Source organism: Cystobacter fuscus (genome assembly GCF_044360685.1).
GTDB classification, from domain to species: Bacteria; Myxococcota; Myxococcia; order Myxococcales; family Myxococcaceae; genus Cystobacter; species Cystobacter fuscus_C.
Genome location: NZ_CP043491.1, coordinates 818,547 through 836,858, shown reverse-complemented (window position 1 = coordinate 836,858; position 18,312 = coordinate 818,547). Strand labels below are relative to the sequence as shown.

19 protein-coding genes and 1 pseudogene are annotated in these 18,312 nt (G+C 70.2%); 10 read left to right on the top strand and 10 right to left on the bottom strand.

Translation table 11 applies throughout. The annotated features are described in order from the left end of the window. Positions 1–74: 74 nt before the first annotated feature. The gene (locus F0U63_RS03530) at positions 75–605 is read right to left on the bottom strand and encodes a DUF2062 domain-containing protein (protein ID WP_395843685.1); all 531 of its coding nucleotides are present in this window, start codon (positions 603–605) and stop codon (positions 75–77) included. A 240-nt stretch (positions 606–845) separates the two neighbouring features. Between F0U63_RS03530 and F0U63_RS03525 the strand changes: the two genes are divergently transcribed. Next, a complete protein-coding gene (locus F0U63_RS03525) occupies positions 846–1,403 on the top strand; it encodes a hypothetical protein (RefSeq protein ID WP_395843683.1) in 558 nt (185 codons plus the stop codon). Here F0U63_RS03525 and F0U63_RS03520 read toward each other — a convergent pair. After that, the gene (locus F0U63_RS03520; protein ID WP_395843681.1) at positions 1,400–2,068 is read right to left on the bottom strand and encodes a TetR/AcrR family transcriptional regulator; all 669 of its coding nucleotides are present in this window, start codon (positions 2,066–2,068) and stop codon (positions 1,400–1,402) included. The two genes, F0U63_RS03525 and F0U63_RS03520, sit on opposite strands and share 4 nt — an antisense overlap. Positions 2,069–2,203: 135 nt before the next feature. On the opposite strand from F0U63_RS03520, the gene F0U63_RS03515 reads away from it, so the two are divergent. After that, entirely contained in the window at positions 2,204–3,214 is a 1,011-nt protein-coding gene (locus tag F0U63_RS03515; RefSeq protein ID WP_395843679.1) for a Rieske 2Fe-2S domain-containing protein, read from the top strand. Between the two features lies 1 nt (position 3,215). On the opposite strand, the gene F0U63_RS03510 is transcribed toward F0U63_RS03515, so the two are convergent. Then, on the bottom strand, positions 3,216–3,716 hold the full coding sequence (locus F0U63_RS03510; RefSeq protein ID WP_395843677.1) for a hypothetical protein: 501 nt from the start codon (positions 3,714–3,716) through the stop codon (positions 3,216–3,218). 106 nt (positions 3,717–3,822) lie between these two features. Between F0U63_RS03510 and F0U63_RS03505 the strand changes: the two genes are divergently transcribed. Then, a complete protein-coding gene (locus F0U63_RS03505; RefSeq protein WP_395843675.1) occupies positions 3,823–5,121 on the top strand; it encodes a citrate/2-methylcitrate synthase in 1,299 nt (432 codons plus the stop codon). 69 nt (positions 5,122–5,190) lie between these two features. Here the strand turns inward: F0U63_RS03505 and ychF are convergent, their stop codons facing one another. From ychF to F0U63_RS03475, 6 genes are all read right to left on the bottom strand, one after another. Next, the gene (ychF, locus tag F0U63_RS03500) at positions 5,191–6,300 is read right to left on the bottom strand and encodes a redox-regulated ATPase YchF (RefSeq protein WP_395843673.1); all 1,110 of its coding nucleotides are present in this window, start codon (positions 6,298–6,300) and stop codon (positions 5,191–5,193) included. Between the two features lie 31 nt (positions 6,301–6,331). Continuing rightward, complete coding sequence (gene atpF, locus F0U63_RS03495) at positions 6,332–6,871, bottom strand: F0F1 ATP synthase subunit B (RefSeq protein ID WP_395843670.1); 540 nt, start codon at positions 6,869–6,871, stop codon at positions 6,332–6,334. Positions 6,872–6,966: 95 nt separating this feature from the next. Further along, a complete protein-coding gene (locus F0U63_RS03490; RefSeq protein WP_071902781.1) occupies positions 6,967–7,197 on the bottom strand; it encodes an ATP synthase F0 subunit C in 231 nt (76 codons plus the stop codon). 100 nt (positions 7,198–7,297) lie between these two features. Further along, the gene (gene atpB / locus F0U63_RS03485) at positions 7,298–8,371 is read right to left on the bottom strand and encodes a F0F1 ATP synthase subunit A (RefSeq protein WP_395843668.1); all 1,074 of its coding nucleotides are present in this window, start codon (positions 8,369–8,371) and stop codon (positions 7,298–7,300) included. Then, positions 8,371–8,766 carry a hypothetical protein gene (locus F0U63_RS03480; protein ID WP_395843666.1) on the bottom strand — a complete coding sequence of 132 codons (396 nt, stop codon included), beginning with the start codon at positions 8,764–8,766 and terminating at the stop codon, positions 8,371–8,373. The genes atpB and F0U63_RS03480 overlap by 1 nt, the downstream gene beginning before the upstream one ends. Continuing rightward, positions 8,763–9,026 carry an AtpZ/AtpI family protein gene (locus tag F0U63_RS03475; RefSeq protein WP_395843664.1) on the bottom strand — a complete coding sequence of 88 codons (264 nt, stop codon included), beginning with the start codon at positions 9,024–9,026 and terminating at the stop codon, positions 8,763–8,765. The genes F0U63_RS03480 and F0U63_RS03475 overlap by 4 nt, the downstream gene beginning before the upstream one ends. 225 nt (positions 9,027–9,251) lie before the next feature. Here F0U63_RS03475 and F0U63_RS03470 point away from each other — a divergent pair, with 225 nt between their 5' ends. The 4 genes from F0U63_RS03470 to F0U63_RS03455 all read left to right on the top strand — a co-directional run bounded on the left by F0U63_RS03470 (position 9,252) and on the right by F0U63_RS03455 (position 14,655). Then, positions 9,252–11,384, top strand: a complete 2,133-nt coding sequence (locus F0U63_RS03470) for an ATP-binding protein (RefSeq protein WP_395843662.1) — start codon at positions 9,252–9,254, stop codon at positions 11,382–11,384. Between the two features lie 272 nt (positions 11,385–11,656). Next, positions 11,657–12,679 (top strand): hypothetical protein, encoded by a 1,023-nt coding sequence (locus F0U63_RS03465; protein ID WP_395843660.1) that lies wholly within the window; start codon positions 11,657–11,659, stop codon positions 12,677–12,679. Between the two features lie 31 nt (positions 12,680–12,710). Beyond that, positions 12,711–14,120 carry a hypothetical protein gene (locus tag F0U63_RS03460; protein ID WP_395843658.1) on the top strand — a complete coding sequence of 470 codons (1,410 nt, stop codon included), beginning with the start codon at positions 12,711–12,713 and terminating at the stop codon, positions 14,118–14,120. Between the two features lie 61 nt (positions 14,121–14,181). Next, entirely contained in the window at positions 14,182–14,655 is a 474-nt protein-coding gene (locus F0U63_RS03455) for an ankyrin repeat domain-containing protein (RefSeq protein ID WP_395843656.1), read from the top strand. A gap of 13 nt (positions 14,656–14,668) precedes the next feature. On the opposite strand, the gene F0U63_RS03450 is transcribed toward F0U63_RS03455, so the two are convergent. After that, positions 14,669–15,616, bottom strand: coding sequence for a hypothetical protein (locus F0U63_RS03450; protein ID WP_395843654.1), 948 nt, complete (start codon positions 15,614–15,616; stop codon positions 14,669–14,671). A gap of 342 nt (positions 15,617–15,958) precedes the next feature. Between F0U63_RS03450 and F0U63_RS03445 the strand changes: the two are divergent. The 3 genes and pseudogenes from F0U63_RS03445 to F0U63_RS03435 all read left to right on the top strand — a co-directional run. Then, positions 15,959–16,513 (top strand): annotated as a pseudogene (locus F0U63_RS03445) (cysteine dioxygenase); the annotation flags it as partial. Between the two features lie 162 nt (positions 16,514–16,675). Further along, the gene (locus F0U63_RS03440) at positions 16,676–17,641 is read left to right on the top strand and encodes an ABC transporter ATP-binding protein (protein WP_395848308.1); all 966 of its coding nucleotides are present in this window, start codon (positions 16,676–16,678) and stop codon (positions 17,639–17,641) included. Beyond that, entirely contained in the window at positions 17,523–18,281 is a 759-nt protein-coding gene (locus tag F0U63_RS03435; protein WP_395848307.1) for an ABC transporter permease, read from the top strand. The genes F0U63_RS03440 and F0U63_RS03435 overlap by 119 nt, the downstream gene beginning before the upstream one ends. Positions 18,282–18,312: the final 31 nt, after the last annotated feature.

Genomic DNA, 18,312 nt, shown 5'->3' with positions numbered 1-18,312 from the left:
TTCCCCTCCCGGAAAATGCGTGTTGCTGGCGGCTCGTGGGGCAAGCGTCCGGAGCCCCCGCGTGGTGGGCGCGGCTACGTTCCGGCGACCAAGCCCGGGGCGCGGGTCCGGCGGGCACGGCGCTGCTCACGCTGGGCGCGCTGCCGAGACACCATGCCGTAGGTGATGCGGTAGCCGAGCCAGGCGGTGGGCACGCCCAGCATCAGACTGCCGAGCACCAGGCCCAGCACCACCTCCAGCGCATCGGGGCCGGAGAAGGACAACGTGGACAGCTCGAGCGCCGCGGACTCGGTGTTCGCGGACCGGAACGAGACGGGCAGCAGGTAGTGCGCCAGGGGACGGCCGACGACGTAGCACAGGCCGTAGAGCGGCGCGGCGGTGAGCGGGTTGGTGAGCCACACTCCCGCGAGGGCGGCGACGCGCGACACGTGGATATGCGCCAGACGGCGCAACAGCTCGGCGATGAGGACCACCAGCGGCAATTGCAGACCCAGCAGGGGCAGCATCGCCACGAACAGGCCGAGCGCCATGCCTCCGGCGATCTGTTCCGGTTGACCCGCGCTTCGCAGCAACCGCACCCGGGCCCGGCGCAGCTTCCTCTTCACGTGCTTCCACCACGACGACACGGTGCACCACTTTTCGCAGGCCGAACGGCTTCGGCGGCGTCGCCACATTAACGTGGAGCGCGCGCGTGTGCAGGCCCTGCCCGAGCGACATGTCTGGCCGCCCGCCAGAGCACGACATTTGGAGAACGAAGGGTCCAACCGTTGGGGAACGAAGAATATGTCGCGCGGCGTTACACCCCCCGCCGGGCACGGCGCACGCCGCCTCCTTATCCTTCCGCCATGAAGCCCTCGAACAGGAAGACAAGGGGCCAGGTGCTCGGGGTGGCCGCCGCCGCGCTCGCGTGGGGGACGGCCGCCACGGCCCAGCCACAGGAGCAGTACCTCACCTTGCGCACGCCCCAGAGCGCCATCACCGCCCGGATAACGGGGGACAGCATCACCAGTGCCGACATCCAACTCACCCGCCAAGGCCAGGAGCTGCGGGGCAGGATGTTCGGCCGGGTGGTATTCCTCGGCCTCGAAGCCGACGAGGTGGGGGGCACGGTGGGAGACCAGCTCACCCGGTTGCACCTCCAGGAGCGGGACGGCGTCACCCAGGCGCGCGGCAACTTCCTCGGCACGCTCATGAACCTCAGCCTGGGCCCCCAGTCGCTCACGGGCAGCGTGGGCCGTTGTGGGTATAACCTGAAGGTCACCCCGGAGGGGACGTACCAGGGCTCGCGCAGTTGTGGGGGCACGCCCCAGCGGCCCGTGGTGCTCTCCCTGCCACCGGCCCTCACCCAGCAGGGTCCCGCGATGACCCTGACCACCCTCGCGATATTGCTGGGGAACGCCTAGGCCCGGCGGCCCGCCCCGGAGCGCGGAGGGGCGGGAGGCTCCACGGCCACGGCATGGGCCCGGAGGAAGGTGTCCAGGTGGTCCTCCAGGAAGCGCTCCACGTCGAGCGGGCGGCAGCTCGCCCCCGACAACTGCAACTGGTGCAAGAGGCCGAGCACCACCGGACACACCAGCTCCAGCGCGGCATGGCGCACATCACAGCGGCGCAGCTCCCCATCGGCGATGTGGCGGGCCAGACGAGCCTCGGCGGCCTGGAGCGTGGGCTCGAGCAACTCCTTCACGTACGCCGGCCCCAGCGTCGCATGGCCCAGGCCCGCGGACAGGCCGAAGGCGTGCACCGCGCCCACGCCCAGGCGCCAGCCGGTGAGCAGGGTCTGGAGGAACCACTGGAGCGACTCGCGCACCGGGCCATGCGGCTCGGTGGCCGAGGCGAGCAGGTAGGGCAGGCCCCGCCGGTGCATGTCCGCCATCACCTCCAACACCAGCGCCTCGCGTGAGCCGAAGTAGTGGCGCAGCGTGGCCACGCTCACCTGTGCCGCCTCGGCGAGTTCCCGGAAGCTCGCCTGGGCTCCGTCCGGCGCGAGCAACCGCAGGCGCGCCGCCTCCAGCAGGCGCGCCCGCTCCTTCTCGTAGTCCGCGTTGCGGCTTCCCTTCACCCGGGCCATGTCGCTTTGAATAAGCCGGATGTCGTACGGAATCTAACCTTCCTCCACTCGCGACACCCACTCCCTGCCATCCGGCTTGAAATTAAATAAACCACTCGTGATATTCTATCCAGAGAGATTGGCGCGGGAGGAACGATGTTGGATGGATTCGCCCAGGAGGGCCTGACGGAGGTGTGGACGCCCGTGGCGATGTCACGCGAGGTGCAGGGCAAGCCGCTGGGGCTGACGCTGGCCGGCGAGCGCATCGCCTTGTTCCGGGATGGGCGGGGCACGCTGGCGGCGCTGAGGGACCAGTGCCCGCACCGGGGGGTGAAGCTGTCGCTGGGCAAGGTGGGGGCGGACGGATGCCTGGAGTGTCCCTTCCACGGGTGGCGCTTCAGCGCGAGCGGCTCGTGCACGCACATCCCCCTCAACGCGCTGCCCGAGGAGAAGCGCCAGCGCTACGCCGTCACGGCCTATCCGGTGCGCGAGCGCGGGGGGCTCATCTGGCTCTATACGCGCCCGGGCGGCGAGGCCCCCGACGAGCCCTACGTCCCCGAGGCCCTGGAGAAGCCGGGGGTGCACGTGGGGTTCTACGCGGAGACGTGGAACGCGCACTGGACGCGGGCGATGGAGAACATGCTGGACTCGCCGCACCTGCCCTTCGTGCACCAGCGCACCATCGGCCGGGGGCTGCGCCGGAGGATGAAGCCGGAGTCGACGATGGAGGTGGAGGTGGAGCCCACGCCCACGGGCTTTCGCACCTACTCGAGCATGGATGGAGTCCCGCCCCAGGGCTCCCTGGACTGGCTGCGTCCCAATGGCATGCGGCTGAACATCCCCATTCCCGGGCGCCTCATGCAGTTGCACATGTGGTGCATCCCGGTGGACGCCAACCACACGCGGATGCTGCTGGCGGCCGCGCGCGACTTCGTGCGCATGCAGCCGCTCGCCGCCCTGGTGGACCGCTACAACACGCGCATCCTCCACGAGGACCGGGCCATCGTGGAGTCGAGCCACCCGGTCGAGGCGCCGCCTGTGTCCGAGGAGCGCAGCGTGGCGACGGACCGGGCCACGCTCGCCTTCCGCCGCTGGTACCACGAGCGCAAGAAGCAGGCGACACGCGCAGCCGCGGACGAGCCGGCGGCCACACCGCTCGCGGTCTGACTCAACGCCGCGGGACGAGGCGCTCCAGGACGTCGCGGTTGCGCGGGGCGAAGAAGGGCTCGCGCAAGAGCCGAGGCAGGGAGGACTTGCTCACGCACAGCAGGTGGAGCGCATCGTTCCACTCCCCGAGCACGGCGATGGCGCGCACGTCGGGCGCCTCCCGGTAGAGGTCGTTGAGGTTGTGCGCGAGCGCGGCGAGGTCCTCCACCTCCCAGCGCTCGGACACGTCGCCGGCGAGGATGTGGAGTTCCAGGAAGGGGCGCTCGCGCACGTCGATGACCTTGAAGCGCCGGGCCGCACCTCCCATGGCGAGCGTGAGGGGCGCGATGAGCTCCTCGGGCTGAACCCCGAACGACACGGCGAGTCCACCGGCGAGCAGGCCCGCGTCCGACAGCCGCAAGAGGGCGAGGTGGGGCGGTTCGTCGGAGCGGAGCACCTCGCGCGCCGCCTCGCGGTCCTTGAGGAGGCGCGCACGGTCGAGCGAATCCAGGAGGGAGGCCATGAGCCGCACGAGCCTACCTCACCGCCTCTCCAGAAGCTCCGATGTCCGGTCATGACTCGACAATGAATCGAGTCGAGTCGACACTCCCCACGGGGAGCCACGGGACATGGTCAAAGGGAGAGCCACACCGGCTCAATCTCGATACGACAGTCGACATGAAGAGCTGGTGTCCGCGCAGCAGGCGGCGGAGCTGCTCGGGGTGAAGCGGGCCACGCTCTACACCTACGTGAGCCGAGGGCTGGTGCGGTGCGTTCCCGAGCCCGGGACGAAGGAGAAGCGGTACGTGCGGGCGGACCTGGCGCGGTTGAAGGTCCGGCATGACGCGCGCGCGGGGCACGCGGCGGTGGCGGCGGGCGCGCTGCGCTGGGGCGAGCCCGTCATCGACTCGGCGGTGTCGCGGGTGGGCGCGGAGGGGCTTGCGTACCGGGGGCACTCCGCGGTGCGGCTCGCGGTGGAGGGCCGGAGCCTGGAGGACGTGGCGGAGCTGCTCTGGACGGGCAGCCTGCCGGTGAGTCCCATGCAGTGGCCCTCCCCCGAGCCGCCCCTGCCCCCCGCCTCGGTGGCGGCGCTGCTTCCCGGGGACTCCCCCCCGCTGGCGGTGCTGCTGGCGGTGGTCCCGCTGCTCGGCGCGTGGGACGCCGTGCGCTTCGCGGCCCCCGCGGAGCAGGAGCGGATGCGCGCCCGGCGCCTGCTGCGGCATCTGGCGGCCTGGGTGGGAGGAGGCCGTGCCCCGTCGCGGGTGGGCCGGGCACTCAAGGAGCGGAGCGTGGCGGACTCGCTGGCGGTGGCCTGGGGCGTCACGGAGAAGCGCGCGCCCGAGCTGTTGAATCGCGCCCTGGTGTTGTGCGCGGATCACGAGCTGAACGTGTCCACCTTCGCGGCGCGGGTGACGGCCTCGTCGGGGGCGGATCTCTACGCGTGCATGAGCGCCGCGCTGGCGGCGGTGTCGGGGCCCCTGCATGGCGGCGCGAGCGATCGCATCGAGGCCCTGCTCAACGAGGTGGGCACTCCCCAGCGGGCGCGCCAGGGAGTGCTCGAGCGGCTGCGGCGGGGCGAGAGCGTGCCGGGCTTCGGACACCCGCTCTATCCGGAAGGAGACCCGCGCACGCCACCGCTGTTGGAGGTCGCGTACGCGCTGCGTCCGGAGCCCGTGGCGGTGCGGGCGTTGCGCGGGGTGGAGGAGACGATGCGGGAAGCGGGCTACCCCGAGCCCGCCGTGGACTTCGGCCTGGTGGCGCTGGCCTCGGCGCTGGGGCTGCCGGCGGGCGCGGCGGCGGCGCTGTTCGCGGTGGGGCGCGCGGCGGGCTGGGTGGCGCACGTGCTGGAGCAACGCGAGCAGGGAGAGCTGTTGCGTCCACGGGCCCGCTACGTGGGGACGCCGGGCACGCCCGAGGCGTCGAAATGACAGAGGGTGCCGGGACCCGAGCCTCGGTCCCTCCGGCACCCTCGCATGCCCTTCGATGGGGCGAGCCGCTCAGACGTTGAAGCGGAAGTGCATGCAGTCGCCGTCCTGCACCACGTACTCCTTGCCTTCCACGCGCAGCAGGCCCTTCTCCTTCACCGCCGACTCACTGCCGAGCTTGATGAGGTCTTCCCACCGCATGACCTCGGCCTTGATGAAGCCGCGCTCGAAGTCCGAGTGGATGACGCCCGCCGCCTGCGGCGCCTTGTCGCCCTTGTGGATGGTCCACGCGCGGCACTCCTGCTCGCCCACGGTGAAGTAGGTCTGCAAGCCCAGGAGCTTGTAGCCCTCGCGCACCACCTTGTGCAGACCCGGCTCGGTGAGACCCGCGCTCTCCAGGAAGCCCGGACGCTCCTCCTCGGGAAGCTGCTGGATCTCCGACTCCATGGCGGCCGCCAGCACCACCACGCCCGCGCCCTCCTTGGCCGCCATGTCGCGCACCTGCTTCACGTACGGGTCGGTGTCTTCCTTGCCGATCTGCTTCTCGCCGATGTTGGCCACGTACAGCACCGGCTTGTCCGTGAGCAGGAAGAGATCGCGGATGACGGCGCGCTCGTCGTCGGTGAGCTTCTGCGCGCGCACCGTCGTGCCCGCGTCCAGCCCCGCCTTGATGCGATCGAGCAGCGCGAGCTCGGCCTTGGCCTCCTCGGCCGCCTTGCCACCCATCTTCGTGTTCTTCTGGGTGCGCTCGCGGCGCTTGTCCACGGTCTCCATGTCCTTGAGACACAGCTCCGTGTCCACCACGTCCCGGTCGCGCACGGGATTGACGCCCCCCTCCACGTGGGTGACGTTGTCGTCCTCGAAGCAGCGCAGCACGTGCAGCACCGCGTCCACCTGGCGGATGTTGGCGAGGAACTGGTTGCCCAGGCCCTCGCCCTTGGAGGCGCCGCGCACCAGGCCCGCGATGTCCACGAACTCCAGCGACGTGGGGATCTTCTTGAGCGGCTTGATCAGCGCGGAGAGCTTGTCCAGGCGCTCGTCGGGCACCGGCACCACGCCCACGTTGGGCTCGATGGTGCAGAACGGGTAGTTGGCCGCCTGGGCCCCCGCCGCGGACACCGCGTTGAACAGGGTGGACTTGCCCACGTTGGGCAGACCGACGATGCCGATGGAGAGCGCCATGGTGGACTCCTATACGTCCTGACGGAAGGGACTACGAGCGGCGCTCGGCCACGCCCTTGGCGGGCAGGCCCTGCACGAACTGCTCGGCCAGGGCGCGGTGCTTGGTCTCGTCCAGCCGCTCGTTGAGCAGCTTGCCAGCCACTTCCATGGCCAGGTCCACCGTCATGGCCTTCACCTCGGCGATGGCCTTGGACTTCTGCTCCTCGATCTCGCGCTGGGCGGACGCCTTGAAGGCATCGGCCTCCTTGCGGCTCTTGGCCATCAGGTCCTCGCGGAACTTCTCCACTTCCTGCTGGTTGCGGCGCAGCAGCTCCTGGGCCTCGCGGCGGGCCTCGGCGATGGCCGTCTTCTGCTCGGCGAGCAGCTTCTCGGCCTCGGCGCGCTCACGCTTGGCGGCCTCGATGGAGCTGGAGATCTGCTTCTCACGCTCCTCCACGAGCGAGAGGATGGGACCCCAGGCCTTCCAGCGCAGGATGATGGCGACGATGATGAAGGTGACGAGCGTCCAGAAGATGAGGCCCGGGCGGACCTCCACGAAGCTGCTGGCGGCGAGAACGTTGGGCAGGAACATGGCGGCCTTCAGGGGTACGGCGTCAGGGTGGCGGCCGGCGCCCCCCGCGGCATGCGGAAGGGCGCCAGACCAGGAACTGCTTCAACGCGCCCGGCTCAGGCCTTGATGGCGAGCAGGATGCACACGACCAGCGCGAACAGCGTGGCGCCTTCGATGAGGGCCGCGGCGATGATCATGGTGGTGCGGATGTCGCCACCGGCGGCCGGCTGACGGCCCGTGGCGTCCATGGCGGCGGCGGCGAGCTTACCGATGCCCAGGCCGGCACCGATGATGGAGAGGCCGGCACCGATACCGGCGGCGAGGAAGGCGAGCGCGAAGTTGGTCATGGGAGTGCTTCTTCTTTCTTGCGGAAGGGGACCCACTTATTGGGGGGGTCGTGACAGCCCTGGGGACTACCTCCGGCGGCCTTTCGAACCGCCAGGTTCTTTACATGTGGGCACGGCCGTGGTCGTGGCTGTGGCCCAGCTCCTTGCTCTCGGCGCCGTGGTCGTCATGGTGGTGCGCCATGGCGACGCCCATGCCGATGAAGAGCGCGGAGAGCATGGTGAAGACGTACGCCTGCACGAAGGCCACGAACAGCTCCAGCAGGTAGATGCCGATGGCGAAGGGCACGCTGACCAGGGCCACCGCGGGGTGGCCGAGCATGAAGATGAGGCCGAGCAGGAAGAAGATGACGATGTGGCCCGCCAGCATGTTGGCGAACAGACGGATGGTGAGCGCGAAGGGCTTGGTGAACAGGCCGAGCACTTCCACCGGAATCATGATGGGCCAGAGCCAGGGCGCCACGCCGCCGGTGAGGTGCGCCAGGTAGCCACCCAGGCCCGCGGCGCGGATGCCGGCGATCTGCGTGAGGATGAACGTGCACACGGCGAGCGCCACCGTGACGCCGATGTTGCCCGTGGCCGTCGCCATCCAGGGGAACAGGCCCAGCAGGTTCATGAAGAGGATGAAGAAGAACGCGGTGAGCAGGTAGGGCGTGTAGCGCGGGCCCTCCTCCTTGCCGATGTTCTTGATGGCCAGCTCGTCGCGCACGAACAGCACGAGCATCTCGAAGAGGTTGGCCGACGTGCCCCGGGGCACGAGCTTCGACTTGTCGCGGTTGCTGAAGAGCAGCACCGAGCCGATGAGCAGCGCCGCCGCCAGCCACATCATCAGCGTGTGCTTGGTGATGGACAGGTCCAGGCAGCCCTCGCTCCAGCCGGGAACGACCTTGCCGTGCCCATCCGGCGTGGGGCGCGGCTCACAGGAGACGCCCGCGCGCAGCGGAATGCCGAACTGCGGCAGGTGGATGAGGATGTGGTTGTCGCTCAGGGGAATCTCGAACTCGTACTCGTTCGAGTCGGAGACGTGGTGGAGGATGTAGCCCGCCACGTCCTGCTCCTCTTTCTCGAGGTGCGACTGGGGCGCCGCGTGCCCGGACGCCGCGTGCTCGTCCTCCGTGGGAGCGGCGAACGCCATGCCCGCCATCAGGCTGGCGAGAAGAACCATTGCCTTGCGCATCACTCGTCTCCGCCCGCCGCGTTCCGCGACGCGGCCATGACATAGCTCAGTTCAATCCACTGCAGCACGAAGTAGGTCCCGAAGAACCCCGCCACGAACGCCACCACGTCCCACTCCCGCCGCACCACCCAGACCAGCCCCACCACCACCAGGGCCGCCCGCAGCCCGAACACCACCGCCACCACCTTCAGCGCGGCCACCATGTCCCGCCGCAACGCCCGCCGCTTGAGCCACAACCCCAGCGCTCCCGTCCCCACCGCGAACAGCGCGCCCAACAACGCGCCCCGTCCCCACCCCACCTGCCCCGGCACCCAGAGCGCCAGGCCCACCGCCAGCACCGCCACCCCCGCCGACAACCCCGCGTAGGTGCGAAAGGACCGCTCGCCGCCGTTCACCGCTTCCTCTTTCCCAGCCGGGCCATCTCGTGCAGGAACCCGTAGAAGCCCGCGGAGATGCCCACCAGGCTCAACCCCAGCAGCCCCCACGGCCCCGTCCCCAACCCCTTGTCCAGGAAGTAGCCACCCAGCACCCCGACGACCGCTCCACCCACCAGCTTCCACACCGCGGCGATATATGGCTCGGCCGCCCGCATCTGCCGGGCCGTCTCCGACAGCTCGCCGTCCTTCGTCTCTTCCCCGGGCTCCTTCTCCGCCATCGCCTCGACCAGCCTCGGGAAACCACGGGTTCGCCTGCCCTCACCCACCCCGCCGTCCTCACACGCGGGCGCCGCTTAGCACTGAAGGAGCACACCGCGCAACTCAGACGCGCCGGGGGGTCCAGGTCTAGAAGGAAGGCAAATGCCTGGGTCAAGCCGAAGTCCAGGCCCCCTCCGCTCCGGCTCCGCTTCCCTCCTCCAGGCCGGAGTGTCATCGTCCTCTCCGTGACGAAGCCTGAAACGGCCCGGGGGGGCACCTACGACCATCTGGATGCCCTGCCCTACGCCATGGTCGTGGTCCGCGACAGCCACATCATCCATGCCAACCCGGCGTTCTGCACCTTGATGGGCTACCCGCGCGAGCAGGTGCAGGGCGCGTGCATCGAGGATTTCTCCACCCACGAGGCCCCGCTCATGACCGAGCGGCACCAGCGCCGGATGCGCGGAGAGCGCGTCCCGGAACTCTACGAGACCTCGCTGCGCGCCGCCCGGGGGCAGTTGCGCGTGGAGCTGAGCGTGTCCGTGTCCGGGCCGGACGTGCTGGTGTTGGTGCGCGACCTGTCCGACCGCCTGCTCCAGCGCCAGGTCCTGCAACGCATGGCCACCCTGGGCGCCTCGCTGCCGGGCCTGCACTCCGAGCAGGAGGTGCTCCACCGCGTCTTCGAGGGGCTCGCCGCGCTGGGGCTGTCCCATGGCTACCTGGTTCCCGAGGGAGACCGGGTCCGGCTGGCCCATGCGTTCATCGCCGAACACACCACCTCCCAGGAGACCCGCTTCAACGGGCAGCACCTCGTGGATGCCCAGGGCTCGTGGAGTCCCCTCCTGCGGCGAGCCTGGCAGGAGGGGGCCGCCCATGCGGAGAGCCTCGCCTGGGAGGCGGAGCAGTTCGTGGGCAAGGAGCGGCAAGAGCCGGTGCGGGCCTTCCTCGGGCTGCTGGCCCCCCTGCCCGCCGTGTGCGCCCGCATCGATGGAGAGCGGGAAGGGCACGCCCTGCTGACGGTGGCCGCGCGGTGGCTCAGTGAGGAGGAACTGCCCGCGGTGCGCCTCTTCGCCGCCCAGGTGTCCGCCGCCCTGGCCTCCGCGCGCATCATCTCGCGCCTGTCCACGCACAACACCGCGCTCGCCGCGCTCAACCGCCTGGCCGCGGTGGCCGCCACCGCCCGGGAACCCCAGGACATCTTCGAGCCGGGCGCCGCCGAGCTCTTCGCCCTGCTGCGCTGCGAGGCCGTGAGCTTCCTGCTGTGGCTCGAGCAGAGCCATGAGATGCAGCTCGTCTGGCAACGGGGCCTCAGCGAGCAGGCGGTGCAATACTACTCGCGCTATCCGCTGGGCGGGACCATGGCCGACGCGGTGCTGCGCCAGGACTACCCCCAGGTGCGCTACATCGAGGAGTTCCCCGAGCCCACGCGCACCTATATGCGCAGCGGGCAGCGCTCCGCCCTGGCCATGGCCCCCCTCAAGACGGGCTCGCGCATGGTGGGCACGCTCGTGCTCGCCTTCAAGGAGCGGCGCGTCCTGACCCACCTGGAGCAGGAAACCCTGCGCGCCATGGGCGTGCACTTCGCCGCCGCCATCGAGTCCCACCGGCTGCTGCAGGAGGTGCGCGGACGCGCCGAGGAGCTCGCGCGCCTGCACGAGGAGTTGCAGCGCACCCAGCGCCAGCTCGTGGAGCGCGAGCGGCTGGCCGCGCTCGGCGAGCTGTCCGCCGTGCTCGCCCACGAGGTGCGCAACCCCCTGGGCGCCATCTTCAACGCCCTGGCCGCCCTGCGCCGCTACCAGGAGCCCGACAGCCCGGGGCACCTGTTGGTGGGCATCGTCTCGGAGGAGGCCCACCGCCTCAACCGGCTCGTGGATGACCTGCTCGACTTCGCCCGTCCCGCTCAGCCCCACCCCCAGCCCGTCCCCCTGGCGCACCTGCTGGAGGAAGCCGTCAACGCAGCCTCCCCCGCCCAGGCCCATGTCCAGGTGGAGTGGGCGCTGGCGCCGGACGTGCCCCCCATCCCCGTGGACGAGCGGATGATGCGCCAGGCCTTCCTCAACCTCGCCCTCAACGCCGTGCAGGCCATGCCCCAGGGCGGCACGCTGCGCATCTCCGCGCGCCGCCGCGCCGAGGGCCCCGGTGCCACCGTGGAGTTCACCGACACCGGCCCCGGCATCCCCCAACACCTGCGCGCGCGCCTCTTCGAGCCCTTCTTCACCACCAAGGCCACCGGCACCGGCCTCGGCCTCGCCATCGTCCGGCGCAACCTGGATGCCCACGGCGGACAGATCTCCATCGACTTTCCCGCCACTGGCGGCACCACCTTCCGGTTGGAGCTCCCCACCGCCCCCGAGCCCCAGAGTCCGCGGCAGGGCTGAGCTCCCCGCCCGTCCGTTGGACAGACATTCGCGCGCTCGTCCAGCCGCCTGCACTCCTTGCGTCCCAGTACGTTGTCCGGGAGTCATTTGACACACTCTGTCAAGAGATTCTTCCGGGGCTCTCTGGTCATCCGCGCATGGGAGGAATAAGAAAGAGCGGCCCAGGTTCCGTTCCCGCTCGTTCGGTGTGATCCGGTGCCCCATCGCCCTGGGAACCATGCATCCGGGCGCGATCGCGCCGAGCCTCGTGTCCAAATCCGGAAGGTGTCGTCATGCGTCTACGGCTCGTAGGGAGTGTCGTGGTGTCCACGCTGCTGTGGGGGGCCGCGGCCCAGGCGGAGGAGGGGTGTGGCTCGACCGCCGCCGGATGGAACGCGCCCAATGGAGCGGTGGTGTTCAACCGGGGCCCCGGACCCATCCGCTCCGTGCTGGATGCGATTGGCGAGTACCGCACCCACTCGATGCTCTCGCATGGGCCCGGCGCGAGCGTGACGCACGCCACCATGGCAACCCCCAAGCAGACGGACTGGCCGGGCGTGTGCACCAAGCCGATGAATGGCCAGCAGTTGCAGTACGGCTACCCGGGCCTGGAGCAGATCAACCAGGGCGGCATCTACAGCTACATGTACACGAATGACGGCACCGAGTGGGCCGGCTGGCAGCAGGGAGATCCCACCCAGGCCGCCATCATCGGCGACGCCATCTGGTACAACCACCCCTACACCAGTGACTTCTCCCACGTGGATAAGGACCAGGCCATCGACCGGCCCCTGCGCCATGGCCAGCGCGTCAGCTACTCCCTCTTCCAATACCGGGACCTGCAGGCCGCCCATCAGGTGCCGGGCGACTCGGTGAACAACGGCATGGTGTGTTCCACCTTCCTCGCCTACGCGCACAACTACGCGGGCCGCGGAGTGGTGACGCCCCACACCTACTCGCACGAGGCGATCGCCAACGCCTCCAACTCGCTCTACACGGGCGTCTACAACCAGTGCAAACAGTCGCTCGGCTGGTTCATCAACGCGGCGCTCACCGTCGCCTGCCCCTTCTACAACGTGTGTGGCAACGCCGGAAACCAGGCCGCCAACTGCATGTCCACCAACCTGTGCGACAACACGGAGAGTGGCTACTGGAAGAGCGTGCGCGATGATCCCAACGCCACCGCCACCTCCATCAGCCCGGATCGCATTGGCGGCTGGGGCGTGCACCCCCTGAGGAACACCGTCTGGGGCGTGGACTACACGCACGAGCTCCAGTGGAACTCGGGCGGCAACGTCTACGGGTGCTGGCAGTAGCTCCCCCTGCGCACAGGACGCTCCCCCCGAGATGACCTCGACCCCCGAGAACCGTTCCCGGCGTCCCGGACGCCCGACGTGGGTGCTGCTCGCGCTCCTCGCCCTCGGAGCCGCCGTGGGCTGGTGGTTGTCGCGCGCGGAGCCAGACGCGCCGCCAGCCGTGGCCCAGCCCCACACCCGCGCCGCGCCGTCCCCCGGTGACACGGCCGCTCCGCCGGCCATCGCCGCGGGCCCGGCGGCCCCCCTGGCCGCGGCCCCGGAGCCCCAGGCTCCCACCCCCGCGCCTCCCATCGTCGACGAGGTGCGCGTGGAGAAGGAAGAGGTGTGCTCGGGCGAGGAGAACCTCGTCTCCGTGCGCGCCCACACCCCGGACGGCAACGACGCCTACCTGCACTACACCGTGGGCGACGGCACCGGCCAGCGCATCCCCGTGCGCGTGTGGCGCGACGACACCGGCGCCTACGAGCTGCCCCGCGTCACCGTCTTCACCAAGGACAACGTGTCCGTCACCGTCCCCATCCCCGCCTACCGGGTGAAGGACTGCGAGCCCGAGCGGCTCGTGCACGTCATGTCGCGGCGCCTGCCCAACTCCGAGGCCGACTACGAGTTCTTCGCCCGCGTGATGGACAAGCCCGTCGCCCCCGGACAGCCCGCCCCCAAGCCCTTCGTCCCCACGCGCTACGTGTGGACCTTCGACGACTCCGCCCCCGAGACCACCTCGGGGCCCCTCGTCTCGCATGCCCTCGCCCCGGGCCCGGGCCTCGGCGGCCAGTACACGCAACACCTCGTGCGCGTGGAGGTCTTCGATGCCTCGGGCCGCAAGGAGACGGGCCGCTCCTCGCTCCAGGTGCTCAACACCTCCTTCGAGAACTTCGACAAGAAGGGCATCGTCACCCTGTTCGCCGCCGGCACGCCTCGCTTTCCCGTGCTCGACGCGGACGGCGTGGTGCGGCAGACCTTCCGCCTCTCCCACCACTTCCGCGGAAGCGTGCGCCTCACCCGCGTCACCACCACCCGCGCCTTCATCGGGGACAAGGAGGGTCCGCCGCCCCCGGAGCAGGTGGAATCCGCGACCCTGCCCGTGTCCGAAATCCCCGAGGGCCCGGGCACCGAGGTGAAGCTCGCCTTCGACACCCAGGCCGAGCCCGGCGTCTTCTCCATCACCTACGCCCTGGAGGGCGTGAGCGCCGACGGCCACCCCGCACGCGGCACCTTCTCCCTCATGCGGCCTCCCCCCCGCCCCACCCGCGACAACAGCACCCCCATCACCAACCCCGTGCTGCTCGCCAAGGTCAAACGCGCGCGCGAGCTGCTCAAACAGGAGTTCGTCACCGACGAGGATCTCCTCCGCCTGGAGCGCGAGGGTCGCTTCGCCGACCTCCAGGCGAGCGCTCCCCCACCCGCCACGACGCGGCCCCCCCCTCGCAACCCCGGGCGCTAAGGGCCCTCCCGGTGGCGCGGCGCGGGGGAACGCGCCATGCTCCGCGCCCTGGAGGCCGTTCATGTCCCTCTTCGATGCCGTGGTGGCGGGAGATCTCTCGCGCGTGGAGTCCCTGCTCGCCGGGGGCGCCGATCCCAACCCCTTCGACGCCGAGGGCCGCACCCCCCTCATGCTCGCCGCCGAGCGGGGCGAGGAAGAACTCGCGCGGGTGCTGCTCGCCGGGGGCGCGGATCCCTCCCTCACGGACCGCCTGGGCGAGTCCGCCCTCACCAAGGCCGCCGCCCACGGCCACCGCCGGCTCGCCGCGCTCTTCTATCCCCATGCCTCGCCGGACGAGCAGGACATGGCGCGCGCGCTGCTCCAGGTGGGCTCCGACTTCTTCTCGATGCCGAGGCAAGCGCCGCCTCCCCCCAGCGGGCTGATGCGCAAGCTCGCCTCGGCGAGCGCCTACGTCTCCCAGAAGCTCGGCGACGACGTCCCCGCGCAGCGGCTCGAGCGGCTCGAGCGCGCGCAGAAGAACAACAAGAAGTCCTGAGCGGACGACGGGCTCAGAACTGGTTGGCGCGTGCCTGCTCGAAGGGCACGCGGTGCTTGAGGTACGTCTCCTGGATGCTGTGGTTCTTCACGAGGTTGAGGCCCCCGTCGCCGAAGCGGTGCACCACCGCGCCCTTGCCCGCGTCCTTGAGGAAGCTCAGCGGATCGAAGCTGCCCCCGAGCCCGGTGAGCGTGGGCACGGCATCGCGGTTGTTGATGTAGTGCACGTACTGGGGCCCGTCCGGGTACTTCGTCGAGGCCGCCCCGAAGGTCTCCACGTTCACGCGGCCCATCGTCTTCTCGACGTCGGCCTTGCTCATCCCATCTTCGATGCGCAGCCGGTTCTGCACGTCGAACAGGGCGCGGGCGGTGATGAGGCCACCCTGGCTGTAGCCCATGAGGCTCACCTGCCGGCCCGCCTTGATCTCCGAGTAGACGGTGTCCGCCAGCGTGTCCACGGCCGGGTTCTTGCCCTTGTCCAGCTTGTCCTTCACACACTGCGCCAGGTCCGCGATGGCCCCCCCGGTGGAGTTGTGGATGCCGATCGCCTTCGCGCCCGACTTGTCGGCGATGGCCTGCAGGTCGCTGGACTGGTTGGCCAGCGGCGTGAGGATGCCGTTGACGTAGATGATGGTCTTGTCCGGGTTGGGGTTGTTGCGCGGCGTGACGCCCGGAATCTGGCTCAGCGGCGTGCCCGGCGCGAAGACCTGGCCCCCGGCGCCCACGAGCATGCCGTCCAGCTCCTTCTCCTTGGGCTTGCCCGTGCCCGACAGGGACAGGGGCTGCGCCGTCGGCGCGAGGAAGGCGTCCGACTTCGCGGCTGGCGCCTTGGCGGTACCGGCCACCGGGGGCTTCACCGTGTTCGGCGTGGGGGCCACCGTCGAGGGCGTCTTTTCGAGTCCCTGGCGGGCACCCGTTCCAATCGGAGAGGGGAGATTGCGGTTGCGATCGATGCTCGACACGGGGGGCTCCTGCGAAGTCGCTGAGAAATCCGTCTCCTGATTCTCTTTGAAAACGAGAAGGAGTTGCGTGGGGCCCCGCTCTTTTTCCCGATCAGGCTCGGCCTGGCGGGCGAGCGCTCCCCGGAGCCCTCCCCCGGAGTCCCTGGCGGGGTCGGGGGCCGGACAATCCGGACAGACGAGACCACTCGGGCGGTCGAATGCCTCTCCCCAAAACCAGGGGAAATCCCATTTTGGGACACCTCCCCGCCTTGGCGGCTGAAGGTGGAGGACACACCTTTAACGAGACGCACCACCCCGACTCCGGGGCACAAGTGCCAGGGCGGAAGCGGAAGGAGAGCGGCCATGTACGAAAGCCTCAGCGGTCCGTGGCAGACCCGGGACGCGCTCTCGACCCGACGGCACGACAACACCCTGGCCACGGCCCCCTCATCCCTCGCGCACTACATCCACCGGCTCCGGCTGGCCCACGCCCGGGGAGGCATGCAGGCCATCGAGCAGGTGATGCGCGAGAGCCGCCTGCCGCGCGCCCTGGTGGAGCCCTATGCCCTGCTGCAACCGGGCCGGTACACGCGCACGCTCGTGTACCGGGACGAGGACATGGAGATCCTCGTGCTCGGGTGGGGCCGTGGTTCGCGTGCGCCCGTGCATGGGCATGACGGCCAGGACTGCTGCCTGATGACGGTGGCCGGTGAGCTGGAGGTGGAGGACTACCGGCTCGTGGCGGGAGGGAGGGAGCCGGGCTACGCCCTCATCGAGCGCGTGGGACCGCGCCGGACCCTGCTGCCCGGAGCCCTGGACTCCCGTGGCGCCCTCCAGGACCTGCACGCGGTGCGCCCGGGCGCGCGCAGCGGCCACGCCATCTCGCTGCACGTCTACTGCCGCCCCATCGATGCATGCCTCGTCTATGACCCCCTCCACTCAAGCTGTGAACTGCGCCAGTTGCGCTACGACCGAGCCATGAGCCTCGCCGACCCCGCCGCCTCGCGCACGACGCCCTCCCCGGCCGCCCCACCCACGCCGGGGCCCCTCTCCCGCCTGTGGCACACCCTGTTCCGGCGCATGCGCCAGGTGAAGGAGACCGTGAAGGAAACCCTGGTCCCCGCCCGCGTGGGCGAGGACTCGGCGAAGATCGCCGTCAAGGGCATGCAGCACCGCTATGCCAACAAGGTGGTGGCGCTCCAGGACGTCAATCTCAACATCCGCTCGGGCGAGTTCGTCTGCCTGCTGGGCCCCTCGGGCTGCGGCAAGTCCACCCTGCTGTACGCGCTGGCGGGCCACATCCGCCCCACCGGCGGCCACGTGCGCCTGGACGGCAAGGAAATCCAGGGCCCCGGGCCGGACCGCCTGCTGATGTTCCAGGAGGCGGCGCTCTTCCCGTGGCTCACGGTGCGGCAGAACCTGGAGTTCGTGCTCGCCGCCCGGGGCCTGTCCAAGGCCGAGCGCGCCGAGCGCGCCCAGCGCTTCATCCGCTACGTGCAGCTCGAGGGCTTCGAGAACACCCTGCCCCATGAGCTGTCGGGCGGAATGCGGATGCGCACGGCGCTCGCCCGGGCGCTGGCGGTCAACTCGCAGGTGATGCTGATGGACGAGCCCTTCGGCTCGTTGGACGCGCAGACGCGCCAGCACATGCACGAGTTGCTGCAGCGCGTGTGGATGGAGACGCACAAGACGATCGTCTTCGTCACCCACGACGTCACCGAGGCGCTGATGCTGGCCAACCGGGTGGTGGTGATGGCGCCCCGGCCCGGACGCATCCTCCAGGATCTGGAGGTGCGGCTGCCCATGCCCCGGGGCCCGGACGATCCCGCCCTGGTGGAGCTGGCACGGCGCATCCGCGTGATGCTCAAGGCGAGCGAGTCCATGACTGGCCCGGGCGCTCCGGGAGAACGGCGAGAGCACCATGAAGGTGTGGCACCTGGGACAAAAGCTGGTGGTCCTCGTGGGGTTGTTGGGAGCGTGGGCGCTGGTGGCCCACTTCGGTCCCTGGCCGCACCACCTGTTCCCGGGCCCGAGGGCGGTCGCTGACAGCCTCTGGGCGATGGTGCGGGATGGGCGGCTGTGGGACGCGCTCGTGCGCTCCATGGGCCGGCTCGCGCAGGGCTATGGCATCTCCGTGCTCATCGGCGTTCCCCTGGGACTCGCCATGGGGCGCATCGCGCTCGTGCGGCGCACCCTGCGGCCCCTGGTGGTGGGCCTGCAGGCCCTGCCCTCCATCTGCTGGCTGCCGCTGGCGCTGCTGTGGTTCGGCCTGACGGAGACCTCCATCATCTTCGTGGTGGTGATGGGCTCGGTGCTGGCCATCTCCATCGCGGTGGAGGACGGGGTGATGAGCGTGGACCCGCTGCTCCTGCGCGTGGCCTCCACGTACGGCATCCGCGGCGGGCGCTTCTATGGCGGCGTGCTCTTGCCCGCGGCCCTGCCGGGCATCGTCACCGGGCTCAAGCTGGGCTGGAGCTTCGCCTGGAGGGCGCTCATGGCCGGCGAGCTGTTGTACGTCTCCGGGGGCCTCGGCCAATTGCTCACCATGGGACGCGAGCTGATGGAAACGGCCCAGGTGATGGCGGTGATGGTGTGCATCATCCTCGTGGGCACCCTCATCGACCGGGTCCTCTTCCAGACCGTGGAGACGCGCGTGCGGCGCCGCTGGGGTCTGGTCTCGGGATGAGCGCTCGCGGTGGTTCTCCGTGGAGGGGCCT

Bases quoted from the DNA above. Each gene is read 5' to 3' on its own strand.
- F0U63_RS03525 (WP_395843683.1), top strand. From the start codon at position 846: ATGAAGCCCTCGAACAGGAAGACAAGGGGCCAGGTGCTCGGGGTGGCC.
- F0U63_RS03520 (WP_395843681.1), bottom strand. From the start codon at position 2,068: ATGGCCCGGGTGAAGGGAAGCCGCAACGCGGACTACGAGAAGGAGCGG.
- F0U63_RS03515 (WP_395843679.1), top strand. From the start codon at position 2,204: ATGTTGGATGGATTCGCCCAGGAGGGCCTGACGGAGGTGTGGACGCCC.
- F0U63_RS03510 (WP_395843677.1), bottom strand. From the start codon at position 3,716: ATGGCCTCCCTCCTGGATTCGCTCGACCGTGCGCGCCTCCTCAAGGAC.
- F0U63_RS03505 (WP_395843675.1), top strand. From the start codon at position 3,823: ATGGTCAAAGGGAGAGCCACACCGGCTCAATCTCGATACGACAGTCGA.
- ychF (WP_395843673.1), bottom strand. From the start codon at position 6,300: ATGGCGCTCTCCATCGGCATCGTCGGTCTGCCCAACGTGGGCAAGTCC.
- atpF (WP_395843670.1), bottom strand. From the start codon at position 6,871: ATGTTCCTGCCCAACGTTCTCGCCGCCAGCAGCTTCGTGGAGGTCCGC.
- F0U63_RS03490 (WP_071902781.1), bottom strand. From the start codon at position 7,197: ATGACCAACTTCGCGCTCGCCTTCCTCGCCGCCGGTATCGGTGCCGGC.
- atpB (WP_395843668.1), bottom strand. From the start codon at position 8,371: ATGCGCAAGGCAATGGTTCTTCTCGCCAGCCTGATGGCGGGCATGGCG.
- F0U63_RS03475 (WP_395843664.1), bottom strand. From the start codon at position 9,026: ATGGCGGAGAAGGAGCCCGGGGAAGAGACGAAGGACGGCGAGCTGTCG.
- F0U63_RS03465 (WP_395843660.1), top strand. From the start codon at position 11,657: ATGCGTCTACGGCTCGTAGGGAGTGTCGTGGTGTCCACGCTGCTGTGG.
- F0U63_RS03460 (WP_395843658.1), top strand. From the start codon at position 12,711: ATGACCTCGACCCCCGAGAACCGTTCCCGGCGTCCCGGACGCCCGACG.
- F0U63_RS03455 (WP_395843656.1), top strand. From the start codon at position 14,182: ATGTCCCTCTTCGATGCCGTGGTGGCGGGAGATCTCTCGCGCGTGGAG.
- F0U63_RS03440 (WP_395848308.1), top strand. From the start codon at position 16,676: ATGCGCCAGGTGAAGGAGACCGTGAAGGAAACCCTGGTCCCCGCCCGC.